General features: G+C 68.3%; 10 protein-coding genes and 1 tRNA gene. 5 read left to right on the plus strand and 6 right to left on the minus strand.

Features of this window, described 5'->3' with window-relative positions:
- Window positions 1-21 precede the first annotated feature (21 nt).
- Complete coding sequence (locus ILP86_RS08475) at window positions 22-2,475, plus strand: hypothetical protein (protein ID WP_193761770.1); 2,454 nt, start codon at window positions 22-24, stop codon at window positions 2,473-2,475.
- A 44-nt stretch (window positions 2,476-2,519) separates the two neighbouring features.
- Entirely contained in the window at window positions 2,520-5,006 is a 2,487-nt protein-coding gene (gene pepN / locus ILP86_RS08480; RefSeq protein ID WP_193761771.1) for an aminopeptidase N, read from the plus strand.
- On the opposite strand, the gene ILP86_RS08485 is transcribed toward pepN, so the two are convergent.
- Both ILP86_RS08485 and ILP86_RS08490 read right to left on the minus strand, forming a co-directional pair.
- On the minus strand, window positions 4,999-5,880 hold the full coding sequence (locus ILP86_RS08485) for an aminoglycoside phosphotransferase family protein (protein ID WP_193761772.1): 882 nt from the start codon (window positions 5,878-5,880) through the stop codon (window positions 4,999-5,001). The two genes, pepN and ILP86_RS08485, sit on opposite strands and share 8 nt — an antisense overlap.
- 3 nt (window positions 5,881-5,883) lie before the next feature.
- Window positions 5,884-6,522 (minus strand): MBL fold metallo-hydrolase, encoded by a 639-nt coding sequence (locus ILP86_RS08490; protein ID WP_193761773.1) that lies wholly within the window; start codon window positions 6,520-6,522, stop codon window positions 5,884-5,886.
- 150 nt (window positions 6,523-6,672) lie between these two features.
- Between ILP86_RS08490 and ILP86_RS08495 the strand changes: the two genes are divergently transcribed.
- Window positions 6,673-6,745, plus strand: a tRNA-Glu gene (locus ILP86_RS08495).
- Window positions 6,746-6,805: 60 nt separating this feature from the next.
- On the opposite strand, the gene ILP86_RS08500 is transcribed toward ILP86_RS08495, so the two are convergent.
- The 4 genes from ILP86_RS08500 to ILP86_RS08515 all read right to left on the minus strand — a co-directional run bounded on the left by ILP86_RS08500 (window position 6,806) and on the right by ILP86_RS08515 (window position 10,411).
- A complete protein-coding gene (locus tag ILP86_RS08500; RefSeq protein WP_193761774.1) occupies window positions 6,806-8,047 on the minus strand; it encodes an MFS transporter in 1,242 nt (413 codons plus the stop codon).
- Window positions 8,047-8,595, minus strand: a complete 549-nt coding sequence (locus ILP86_RS08505) for a helix-turn-helix transcriptional regulator (protein WP_193761775.1) — start codon at window positions 8,593-8,595, stop codon at window positions 8,047-8,049. Before ILP86_RS08505 ends, ILP86_RS08500 begins: the two co-directional genes overlap by 1 nt.
- A 116-nt stretch (window positions 8,596-8,711) precedes the next feature.
- Window positions 8,712-9,854, minus strand: a complete 1,143-nt coding sequence (locus ILP86_RS08510; RefSeq protein WP_193761776.1) for a DUF4349 domain-containing protein — start codon at window positions 9,852-9,854, stop codon at window positions 8,712-8,714.
- Complete coding sequence (locus ILP86_RS08515; RefSeq protein WP_058630584.1) at window positions 9,851-10,411, minus strand: RNA polymerase sigma factor; 561 nt, start codon at window positions 10,409-10,411, stop codon at window positions 9,851-9,853. Before ILP86_RS08515 ends, ILP86_RS08510 begins: the two co-directional genes overlap by 4 nt.
- A 281-nt stretch (window positions 10,412-10,692) precedes the next feature.
- On the opposite strand from ILP86_RS08515, the gene ILP86_RS08520 reads away from it, so the two are divergent.
- On the plus strand, window positions 10,693-11,697 hold the full coding sequence (locus ILP86_RS08520; protein ID WP_046748436.1) for a TerC/Alx family metal homeostasis membrane protein: 1,005 nt from the start codon (window positions 10,693-10,695) through the stop codon (window positions 11,695-11,697).
- A gap of 49 nt (window positions 11,698-11,746) precedes the next feature.
- Window positions 11,747-12,244: a DUF427 domain-containing protein gene (locus tag ILP86_RS08525; RefSeq protein ID WP_193761777.1), complete on the plus strand. Its 498-nt coding sequence runs from the start codon at window positions 11,747-11,749 to the stop codon at window positions 12,242-12,244.
- The last annotated feature ends 16 nt before the right edge of the window (window positions 12,245-12,260 follow it).

Here is a 12,260-nt window from a genome sequence, read left to right on the forward strand (position 1 = left end):
CGCGTGTCCTAGGCTCGACTCATGCCCGTGCCCCGCACCCTCGACGAGCTCTGCCTGGGCCTCGGGCGGATGCGTGTGGACGCGGGCTCGCCGTCGTATGCCGAGATCGCCCGTCGGATCGGCGGGGTGCGTCACGGTGCCGAACCGCCGAAGGTGACCGTCTACGACTGCTTCCGTCCGGGACGGCGACGCGTGGACCATCGTCTGGTGGGCGATATCGTCCGCGTGCTCGGGGGCGACGACGAGGAGGCTGCGCAGTGGCGGGAGACCGCGCGGCTTCTCAACGGTGCGCGATCGGGGGTGCACGTCGAGGTGGCACTCGGAATCCGGGATCCCGCGGGCGCGGAGATCGGACGCGAAGAGCTGCTGACCGCTCTTCCCGATGCCGACGTGCTGGTTCTCACCGGTCTGCCGGGGGCGGGGAAGACCACTCTCGCCTCGGCGCTGGCCGGCCGTTCGCCGGTGCTCACCGTGCACTTGCGCGAATCCGACACCGAACGCCCTCCGGCGGATCCGATCGACGTCCTGCGGCGGATGCTGGGGGCTCTCGGAGTCCGCTCCCTTCCCTACGAGCTGCCGCGTCTTCGTGAGCAGCTGCGGATCAGCGCGCGCGAGTTGACGGTCGTCATCGAGGACGCGGGTGACCCGGTGCGGTTGGCTGCGCTGCTGGTTCCCGGTGTGCGGTTCATCGTGACGGCGCGCGTCGACCTCGGGGGCCTCGAGGAGCGTCTGTCCCCGACGGCTCTGCGCGTGGAGAGGGTCGTCGTCCCGCCGATGTCGCACGCAGAAGCCGAGCGCCTGCTCGATCACCTCCTCTCCCTCGACGGGGCTTCCTCGACCGTGATCAGAGGGAGCAATGAGCGTGCGGCGGCGTTGCGGCGCATCGTCACCGTGGCGGGTGGCCTGCCGCTCGATCTGGTGATGCTCGCCGGGATCATCCGTGAACACGAGGGGTGGTCGTTCGCGGACCTGGCATCGCGGTTCGAGCATGAGCCACGCGACGTGCGCATCCGACCTGTTCTGGAGGCGGCGACACGATCCCTGCCGACGGGCGAAGCCGATCTCCTCGTGAACGCCGCGCTGCTCGACCGAGAGGTGGAGGAAGGTGTGCTCATCGCAGCCGGAGGCCCCGCCGCCGCACGCGATCTGCACCGTCTGCATGCCCGGCACCTCGTGGAGCTGCGCCAGGGACGGGTGCGGATGCACGACACGGTGTTCTCCTTCGCCGCAGAGCGGTCGCGCTCCCTCCGCCCGTCATCCGTCCGCAGGGACTTCGTCCACGACTCCGCGTCCGCCGTGCTGGTCCGGATGGAAGAGGATCCCGACTTCGCCGCGCGTGAGGTGGGGACGGTGCTCGCGGTGGCGTCGGCGGCTCGCGAGCACGGTCTCGATTCCGAAGTGGAACGGCTGGCGATCACATCGCACCCGGTGCTGTCCCGCTGGTCGCTCTGGAGCGAATCGCTGCAGCTGCACGATCTGGCAGCCCGCGGAGACGGCCTCGACCTGGTGCCCGACATCGCTCTCGGCGTGGCGCACTGCGCGGAGAAGCTCGGGCGGCTGGACGAAGCGCTCATCATCCTGCACCGCGTGCGTCGTATCGCTTCGGGCGCGGCTCTCGCCCGCACCTGGAACCAGATCGGCAACGTGCAGCGCTGGATGAGTCACCTCGAGCAGGCGCTGGTCTCCTATGAACGGGCGATCGCACACGCGCGCGACGCGGGGGACAGGGTCGTCGAAGGGCGGGCAACCGGCAACCATGCGGACACCCTTCGCATCCTCGCCCGCTACCCGGAGGCGCTGCAGGGCTACACCGCTGCGCTGAGCATGGCGAAGGCGGAGAGGGACGAGCTGAACGTGGCTGTCGTGCGCGGCAATCGCCCGCTGCTGTTCCTCGCGATCGGACACCTCGATGCTGCGGACGAGGAACTGCAGGAGCTGATAGACGAATCGAACGGTGAACCGCTGCCGTTCGTCCGCCGGACGCGTGCGCTCATCGCGGAAGCACGGGGTGACGACCTGCGGGCCCGTGCACTGTGCGCCGACGCGATGGGCGCCCTGCAGTCCGCAGGAGAGTTCGCGACATCGGCCGATCTCGAACTCCTCGGCGCCCGGATCGACGGGCGGAACGGCCAGTCCGATCGCGCGCGGACGACGGCGCAGCGGATCCTCCGGGAGGCGGAGCGCGCGGGGTCGCCCTTGATCGCCACCGAGGCTGCGAATTCGCTCGCCGAGATCCTGGTCCTCGCTGCGGCGAGCGACTCCGCGTCCCCGCATCTCCTCGCCGAGGCCGAGCGGCACGCAGAAGAGGCGCGGAGCGTCGCGGAGGCGACCGGAGACCGCGCCGAAGTCGCACGCAGCGACGCGATCCTGTCGCGCATCGCGTTCGCACGTCACGACGACGACGCAGCAGCGGCCCGGTCGCACGCGTCCGCACAGGTGTACTCGGCGATCGGACACCGGCTCCGACCGACGTGAGCGTGAGGACGATCCGTCGGGCATCCGGGTGACAGGATGGATGCATGGACACAGCCAACCTCACCCGCGAGGAGACGGCCGCGCGATCCGCCGCCGTCACCGTGCATCGCATCCGCGTCGAGCTCGACCTGACCGGTGCGCCGGAGCGCGCCCGTACCGGGTTCCCGACGGTGACGACCCTCGAGTTCGATGCGACGGGGGAGAGCACTTGGCTCGACTTCATCGGCGAAGAGGTCCGGAGTGTCTCGGTGAACGGCGTCGATCAGGAGGTCGTCTACGACGGCGCGCGCATCTCGCTCTCCGGTCTCGCGGCCGCCAACGTCGTGCGGGTCGAGGCGGTCGCGGCGTACAGCCGATCCGGTGAGGGACTGCACCGTTTCCATGACCCTGTGGACGACGAGACCTATCTCTACACGCAGTACGAGCCGGCGGACGCGCGCAGGGTGATGGCATGCTTCGAGCAGCCGGACATGAAGGCCGAGTACACGTTCGTCGTGGACGCCCCCACCGGGTGGCAGGTGCTCTCGAATCAGTCGCCTGCGCACACCGACCTGGGTGTCGGCGTGCAGCGTGTGGAGTTCGCCCCGACTCTGCCGATCTCGAGCTACATCACAGCGGTCGCTGCCGGTCCGTACTCGCGCGTCGACGGCGAGTGGCGGCGCGATGAGCAGCACATCGCCCTCGGCGTGCTCGTCCGGCGTTCGCTCGCCTCGCACCTCGACGCGGACGAGGTCCTCGAGGTCACCCGGCAAGGGCTGGACTTCTTCACGGAGGCGTTCGCCTACCCGTACCCGTGGGGTAAGTACGACCAGATCTTCGTGCCGGAGTACAACCTGGGCGCGATGGAGAATCCGGGTCTCGTGACCTTCACGGAGGCGTATCTCTCCCGCGGGGCGGCCACGGATGCACAGCGCGCTGCGCGGGCGAACACGATCCTGCACGAGATGGCGCACATGTGGTTCGGAGACCTGGTCACCATGACCTGGTGGGACGACCTCTGGCTGAAGGAGTCGTTCGCCGACTACATGGGCGCGCACGCGTCGGCGGTCGCGACGCGCTACCAGGACGCCTGGGTGACGTTCGCCGCGCGACGGAAGGCGTGGGCCTATCAGCAGGATCAGCTGCCCACGACCCACCCGATCGTCGCGGACATCCCCGATCTCGAGGCGGCGAAGCTGAACTTCGACGGGATCACCTACGCCAAGGGTGCGGCTGTTCTGAAGCAGCTCGTGGCATTCGTCGGCGATGACGCGTTCTTCGAGGGCGCCCGCCGGTACTTCGCCGCCAACGCGTTCGGCAACACGACGCTGAACGACTTCCTGGTGCAGCTGAGCGCGGTCTCGGGCCGCGACATGAGCGACTGGTCGGCGGCATGGCTGCAGACCTCCGGAGTGTCGACGCTGTCGACGGAGACGGACGAGGAGGGACGCTCCGTCCTGGTGCAGACCGACCCGAGGCCCCACCGGCTCCGCATCGGCATGTACGAACGTCTCGACGGTCGTGTGCTCCGTCGCGAGCAGCAGGAGCTCGACGTGATCGGTGAGCGCACCGCGATCGAGCTGCCCGACGCCGATCTGGTGCTGCTCAACGACGACGACCTCACTTATGTGAAGGCGCGTCTGGACGCACGCTCCCTCCGCACGGTCGAGGAGTCCCTGTCCGCGATCGAGGATCCGCTGGCACGTGCCCTCGTGTGGTCCTCGCTGTGGAACGCGACCCGCGACGGCGAGCTCGACGCGCTGCGCTACCTCCGAATCGTGCGCAGCCATGCGGCGGACGAGTCCAACATCGGGCTGTTGACGGGCGTGCTGCCGAACGCGATCTACACGATCCGTCACTTCGTGCCGGACGCGAGTCGCGACGAGGAGCAGCGCCGCTGGACCGACACGGTGTGGAGCGCACTGGAGGCCGCCGATGCCGGCAGCGACGCGCAGCTCTCCTGGGCCCGAGCGTTCGCGACCGCGTCCGCTTTCGACGATCGTCGTCACGAAGAGGTGCGCGCGCTGCTGGAGGGGAATGTCCCGGAGGGGCTCGTGATCGACCCCGACCTGCGCTGGCAGCTCCTCACCGCGCTCGTGACCGTGGGGCAGGCTGATGACGAAGACGTGACGGCGGAGCAGGAGCGGGACGACACCGGCGACGGACGCACGGCTGCACGGCGCGCCCGTGCCTCTCGGCCCGACGCGGATGTGCGGCGCGACGCATGGGACTCCGCGTGGAACGACCTCTCGCTCAGCAATGATCATCTCGATGCGGTGATCGGCGGCTTCCGTGCAGGGGGACGCCGTGATCTCATCTCCGAGTTCGACGACGAGTATTTCGTGCGGATCGGCCGAGCCTGGTCAGAGCGCAGCATCGAGATCGCGCGGCGCCTGGTCATCGGGCTCTTCCCCGCGTCGGAGTCGGTGGAGCCGGTGGATGCGTGGCTGGCCGCGAATCCGGCAGCGCCTGCCGCCCTTCGGCGGCTTGTGATGGAGCAGCGGGACCATCTCGCGCGCGATCTCCGTGTGCGTGCAGCTTCGGTCAGCTGATCAGTTCGGCGGCCGTCTGCTGACCGAGCGCGCGCAGATCCGCGCGATCATCGCTCGAGTGGCAGAGGATCGCGGCCATGGCCGCAGCCCAGGCTCGTGCCCTGACCCAGGTCGCGTCGTCGTACCTTCCGCCGATGGCTCGGCGGAAGACATGTCGACCTTCGGCGTCGAAGGCGAGCCACCCTGCTGCGAGGTCGTAGGCGGGGTCGCCGGAGGTCACGTCGCCGAAGTCGATCACGGCGGACAGCCTGTCGCCGTCGATCAGGATGTTTCCGGGATGCAGGTCGCCGTGGATCCAGACGGTCTCCGTGGCGGGCTCGGCCTCGAGTCCCGCTGACCAGAGTTCCCCGAGAGGCGTGGCGATCGCTGCGGTCAGTTCGGCGAGTCGATCTCTGATGCTCTGGTCGCGTGCCACCAGCGGGACGCCGCGCACAGGGTTCACGGGTGCGTCGGCGGGCGCTTCGCGGTGGAGCAGGAGGAGGGCTGTCGCGAGTTGGGAGGCCCACGAGGTGTTGTCGCGGCGGGGGAGCCCGAGCGCCTGCCTCCCCGGCAGCCACGGCACGATCGACCAGGGCCAGGGGAACTCCGGCGTCGGGGCGCCTGCGAACACCGGTAGAGGCGTGTGGATGTTCACCGCTGCGAGATGCATCGCGAAGAGGGGGAGTGCGTGCTGCTCGTGACGGATGAGCGGCGCTGCCCTGAGCCGGCGGGGCATGCGCACGGCGAGGTCCGATCCGAGACGCCAGGTGACGTTGTCCCAGCCCTCCGCGAAGCGCGTCAGCGGGAGGTCGCCGAGCTCGGGAGCCACCGTCCGAACGAGCCGTCTCACGCCGTGCTCGTCCAGGGTGAGCTTCGCGGCGGGGGAGTCGACCATGTTTCAGAGGTTGAGGGAGTCGCCGGGTTCCAGCACGAAGAACTCGCCGCCGCCCTGTTCGGTCGCCCACTGCAGCCGCTGACGATGCATGTTCTTGCCGATCACGGAAAGCGTCATGTCGTGGGTTCCGAACGCCCGGCGCGGCGCGACAGCCAGCACATAGTCCATGGCCTCGCCGATCTTCAGCCAGGGTGCGCCGAGGGGAGCGGCGAGGGTGCCGACGGAGACGCCCTCAGGGACCGCGTACGAGTCGCCGGGGTAGTAGAGCTCGTCGTTGATCAGCACGCCGACGTTCTCGACCGTCGGAAGCGAGGAGTGGATGACCTCGTGGGTGCCGCCGAAGAATCGCAGTGTGAAGCTGCCGACCTCCACCGAGTCCCCGGGGTTGACGACCGTGATGTCGTAGCCCTCGGCGGCGCGGGCGACACCGGCCGGCGCGAAGATCGGCGTCCCCGGTGCGTCGCGCAGGAGGCGGTCGAAGTGCTCGGATGTCCAGTGGTCCGGGTGCTCGTGGGTGATCACGATGGCCACCAGATCGGTGAGGTCGTTCAGCGGAGCGGTGAACGACCCGGGATCGACCAGGAGGGTCTCATCGTTCGCATCGATACGGAGGGCGGCATGTTCGAACTTGGTGACGCGCATGGGAAGAGTCAACTCCTTCGGAACGCGCACGGCAAACGGATCCGGTGCGCCACGCCCGGGATTCGTGACGGGGAGGCGTCGATTTGGCGCAGTGAGAATCGCCGTGGCATACTTGAACGGTTGTCGCGGAACGGAAACATTCCGCCAGACGGCCCCATCGTATAGCGGCCTAGTACGCTGCCCTCTCACGGCGGTAACGCGGGTTCGAATCCCGCTGGGGTCACACAACAGAGAAAGCCTCCGGTTCGCCGGAGGCTTTCTCGTTTCCCAGGGTGGTCGTCGCTCATACAGCGGGCCTCAACGACAGCGACCGGAATGCACGGTTGCTCAGGGGCAGGATCATCAGCGCCATCATGGCTCCTCCGAAGAGTGCGAACGGCACCCAGAGCGCCGTCGACGACGCGAGAGCACCGAATCCGGCCATCGCCAGCGGCATCAGACAGTCGTCGCCGAGGCGCGTGAGCGAACTCATCCGGCCGAGGTAGGCGGTGTCGACGGTGGCCGAGAACGTCGCGCTCAACAGCACCGATGCGTAACCAGCCGTCGCGCCGATGACGAAGGCCGCCACGGCGACGCTCCACGCCGGCCCGATTCCGAGCGCGATGATCCCGGCGCCCTGAAGCACCAGCGCCCGGAACCCGCCGCGGGCCTCGTGGCTCGGACGCCACTTCGCGACGGAGATCGCGCCGAGCGCTGCACCGAGCCCGAGCAGCGCTTCGAAGAGTCCGACGGCCTGCGCGCCCCACCCCTCCGCATGGGCGCGGAGGGCGAGTCCGATTCCGATCGCCGGGCCGACCGCCAGATTGAGCCCGGAGAGGGCGATCACGAGCGTGCGGGTCGTGGGATTCTCGGCGAGGTGCGCGAACCCGCGTGCGATCCCGCGCAGTGCCGACTCCTTCTCCGCCCTGGCGAGGCGGAAGCGCGGGCGGAGCCAGATCGCGATGAAGGCGACGACCAGTGTGAAGGTCAGGGCGTTCACGGACGCGCTTCCCGCAAGGCCGGCATGGGCCACGATGAATCCGCCTATCGCCGCCCCTCCCATGGTCCCCAGCCGCGAGGCCGTCTGAGCTGCTGCGCCGTAGGAGGGAAGGTCGGCGGCTCGCACGAGCTGACGGGCGATCGTCCCGGCGGACGGCTCGTAGAACGCGTCGCACACGCCGAACGCGATCGCCGCGAACAGCAGAACCGAGACGGTGGGCGGGGTGGCGAGCACCCACAGCGCCACGGCGACGAGCACGCCCACGCGCAGCACGTTGAACGCGAGCATGATGCGGCGCGGGTCCGCGCGGTCGGCGATCACTCCTCCGAACAGCAGGATCACGGCACGCGGCACGGTACCGGCAGCGACGATCAGACCGGCGACAGCGGGGGAGGCCACCTGGACGGCCGTCCAGGCGAGCGCGATGGTCCACAGCGCATCGCCGGCATCCGACAGCGCCTTCACTCCGATCCAGGCGTGCACGAGACGATCGCGACGGAAAGGGGGAGGGGCGACGATCTCCTCCGGGTCGCTGACGGCGGACATCAGGGCTCCGTCGGGAACGCGTGCGCGAACACGAAGACCGGAGCACGGCGTCGGCCGTCGTCGAGATCGATGCCGTCCTGCCACTCCCTGATCGTCTCGAGGAGCCGCGCGGAGAGATCCCGTAGCTCGTCGGGTGAGGCCCACGCCGTGGTCTCCGTGTTGGATCCGTCGTACTCGGCATATGCGGGGTCATGGCGATGGCGATGCCAGCGCTGGAGCCGGTCGATCTGCATACGGATACCCTGACGCTGCGCCTCACGGGCGAGGAGGGCATCGGCGGGCGAGTCCGCGTAATCGTCTGTCGACCAGGTGAGACCCCGACGTGCCACTCTCCACCAGCTCGTGCGCTTGTCTCCGTCGGGATCAGGGGCGCGTTCGACGACGCCGGCGCGCTCCAGCATGCGAAGGTGATGGCTGATGCTGCCGACCTGACTGTCGAGCGCGCTGGCGATCGCCGTGACCTGTGCCGTTCCGTACAGGAGCAGATAGTCGTAGATGCGGCGGCGCAGCGGATGGTGCACAGCGGTGATAACGGAGATGTCTTCCACGGAAGACGACGCTAGGCTCACGGCGTCAAACGCACAAGGGTTCTTGTATACCGCGGAAAATCAAGGAACAGGCCGGTTCCTCACGTCAGAAGACCGGCCCATTCCACGTCGGGCGATCAGTTGCCTTCGGCGGCCTCGGGATGGGACGGGACCTGCTGGTCGCGACGACGCCGGCGCCGCCGGGCGCGGCGGATGAGCCAGACGAGCAGCACGACGGCGCCCGCGATCGCGAGCCAGGGGAGGAGGAAGCCGACCGCGATCACCAGAGCATTCAGCGACACGACGAGTCCGTTCCATCCCGCCATCAGACCGTCCCCGAAGCCCGCAGGGTCGGCAGTCGTCGGTGCGGTCGCCTTCGTCAGCTGCACCTGCAGCGACGACATGGCGACCTGGTCGTCGAGCGCGGCGAGTTGCTGTTCGTACGATTCGAGCTGCGCCTGACGGTCGGTGAGCGCCACCTCGGCCTCGATCAGCTCGGAGACGCTGCCCGACTGCGCCATCAGCTGCGTGAGCCGCTCGACGGATGCCTTGGTGGAGTCGACCCTGGCCTGCAGGTCGATCGCGACGGAGGTCACATCCTGCTTCGAGGTGGAAGAGGAGAGTACTTCGCCGGTGTCGTCGAGTGCGGCGATCGTCTTCGGGAGGTCGGCGGATGGCACTCGGATGCTGATCCAGCCGTATGCCGAGTCTGCGGGATCTGGAACGGGCTCGGACGAGCCGTCGACGGCGACCGACTTCCCGATCTCGGTGCTCTCGACGTAGCCGCCGTGCTCCTCGGCGAGAGCGGCGATCTCAGCTGCTGCTTCGGAGATGTCCTTCACCTGAACGGTCGCCTGCGCCGTGGCGATGATCTCGCGGCCGCTGTCGTTCGCCGCAACGCCGGGAAGCGCACCCGCGCTCGCGTCCGGGCTCAGAGCGCCGTCCGGTGCCGACTCGGCGGTCAGACCCGTGATCCGCTCGGGACCCGACGGTGCGGCATCCGTGGCGGAGTCTTCGGACATGCTGACGCCGTCGGCGGTGACGGAGCTCGCCCCGCCGACCGCGCTGAGGATGGGCGGGGTCACGAGAACTCCGACAGCGAAGGCTGCAGCGATACCGCCTGCCGTGAGCCAGCCGCGTCGCCGCGACCGCGTCTCTTTCGCGGTGCGCGGTGCCCGCGCCCGCTCTGCGGCGATCTCTGTGAACACGGCATCTTCGATGCGGGCGATGGTCTCGTCCGAGAGCTCTGGCAGGTCGCCGCTGGTGGTCTGGTCGTTCATGCGTCCCTCGCTTCGGTCACGGCGCCTCGCAGCTGCGTGCGCACTCGTGAGAGACGGTTCCGGACGACGGCGTGCGTCACCCCGAGCTCATCCGCAGCGACCTGGTAGGCGTATCCCTCCGTGGCGCACAGACGGAAGACCTCACGATCCAACTCGCTGAGCGTGCCCACCTCGCGGGTGATCCGCGCCGCGAGCTCCGCGGTGATGACCTGTTCCTCGACGCTCACCGTGTCCGCCAGCAGTGTCTCGTCGACGGCCTCGGCGGTGTGCGCCTGGTCTCGCCGACGCTGCCGGAGCCGATTCGCCGCCTGGAACCGGCAGATCGTGGCGAGCCACGGAAGGATCGACTCGCCCCGGAGTTCGAGGTCGGGCAGCTTCCGCCAGGCGACGACGAACGTCTCCTGTGTCACGTCCTCGGCATCCGCCGACGAGGCGAGGATTCCCTGAGCGATCCAGTACACGGGTCGCACGTGAGCGCGGTACAGCTCGCGGAAGGCGCTCTCGTCGCCGCCCGCGGCCTGCGCCGCCCATCTCTGATCATCTGTGTGCAGGGGCATCCTGGTTCCGTTCGGTGTCTCTCACGAGGAGAGTGTCGATCGCCGCCCCATCGTCTCAGATCGGTGGTCCATGCCGAGCGGGCGGATGAGATTCGAATGCAATCCGTTCCCGCTCGCCCCGTGCCTCGGGTAGCATTGCCCGGGCGAGAGGGAGTATCCCGCAAACGCGCGTCCGTCATCACGAGCACCGTCATCGTTGCTCCGGGCGCGCGACGCACATCCGTGTGGGGGAGAGACTTTCGACTTCTTCCCGACCCCTCCGCGAAAGGTCCAGTGCGCCCTTGGAAATCCCCGTCTGGTTCGAGATCACCTCGATGGTCGTCCTCACGATCATCCTGATCGGTGACCTGCTGCTCATCCGGCTGCGGCCGCACATCCCGTCGACGAAGGAGTCCACCCTCTGGGTCGTGTTCTACGTCGGCCTCGCGCTGCTGTTCGCGGTGCTCCTCGGCAACGTCGGCGGCTGGCAGAACGCGGGCGATTTCATCACCGGGTGGGCACTGGAGTACAGCCTCTCGATCGACAATCTGTTCGTGTTCGTGCTGATCATGGCGCAGTTCGCCGTACCGCGGCGCCTGCAGCAGCAGGTGCTCATGATCGGCATCATCATCGCGCTGGTGCTGCGCGGGCTCTTCATCCTGGCCGGTGTCGCGATCGTCGAGAACTTCTCGCCGATCTTCTACATCTTCGGCGCGTTCCTCATCTGGACCGCGATCCGTCAGGCGATGCCGGAGGGTGACCACGAGGGAGAGGTGCAGCGCGAGAACTTCATCGTCCGTCTGCTGCGTCGTCGAGTCGACATCAGCGAGACCTATGACGGCTCGAAGATCCGCACGACGGTCGACGGCAAGCGGATGTGGACGCCCATGGTGATCGTCTTCATCACGATCGGTGTGACCGACCTGATCTTCGCGATCGACTCGATCCCCGCGATCTTCGAGATCACGACGAACGGCTTCCTCGTCTTCTCGGCGAACATCTTCGCGCTCATGGGTCTGCGTCAGCTGTACTTCCTGCTCGGCGATCTGCTCGATCGCCTGCGCTACCTCCACTACGGCATCGCCGTCATCCTCGGCTTCATCGGCGTGAAGCTGATCCTGCACGCCCTGCATGTCAACGAGCTGCCGTTCATCAACGGCGGGGAGCACGTGGAATGGGTCCCCGACATCAGCAACATGGTCTCGCTCGGCGTGATCCTGGCGTCGATGACCATCGCCACGGTCGCGAGCCTCATCGCCTCCGCGCGTGAGAAGCGGGCGGCGCGGACCACGACCCCCGTCGAATGACGCGGCACGGTATCGCGCGACATATAGCGAGCAGACGTAGGGTGAGCAGATGCACACGCCGCGCCCCATCGTCCCCGCCGCTGGGCAGGAATCCGTCTGGGACTACCCGAGGCCACCGCGTGTCGACGCAGTCGTGGAGCGCATCACCATCCGGCTCGGCGGCCAGCTGATCGCCGACACGGTGGACGCCGTCCGCGTGCTGGAGACGAGTCATCCTCCGGTCTACTATCTTCCGATCGCGGACTTCGTCCCCGGTGCTCTCGTCGACGCCGCCGGCTCGTCGTTCTGCGAGTTCAAGGGCTCCGCACGATACTTCGATGTGCGCGCCGGCGACACAGTGCGCCCAGGAGCCGCCTGGACCTACCCGCAGCCGGCTCGCGGGTTCGAGATCCTGTCCGATCGGGTCGCCGTGTACGCGGGGCAGATGGATGAGTGCACCGTCGGCGACGAGGTCGCTTCTCCGCAGCCGGGCGGGTTCTACGGCGGCTGGGTCACCTCGTGGGTCGTCGGCCCCTTCAAGGGCGTTCCCGGCTCGCGGGGTTGGTGAGGCTCGGTCGGAATCG

Origin of the sequence: Microbacterium sp. R1 (assembly GCF_015159725.1) — a bacterium.
GTDB classification, from domain to species: Bacteria; Actinomycetota; Actinomycetes; order Actinomycetales; family Microbacteriaceae; genus Microbacterium; species Microbacterium oxydans.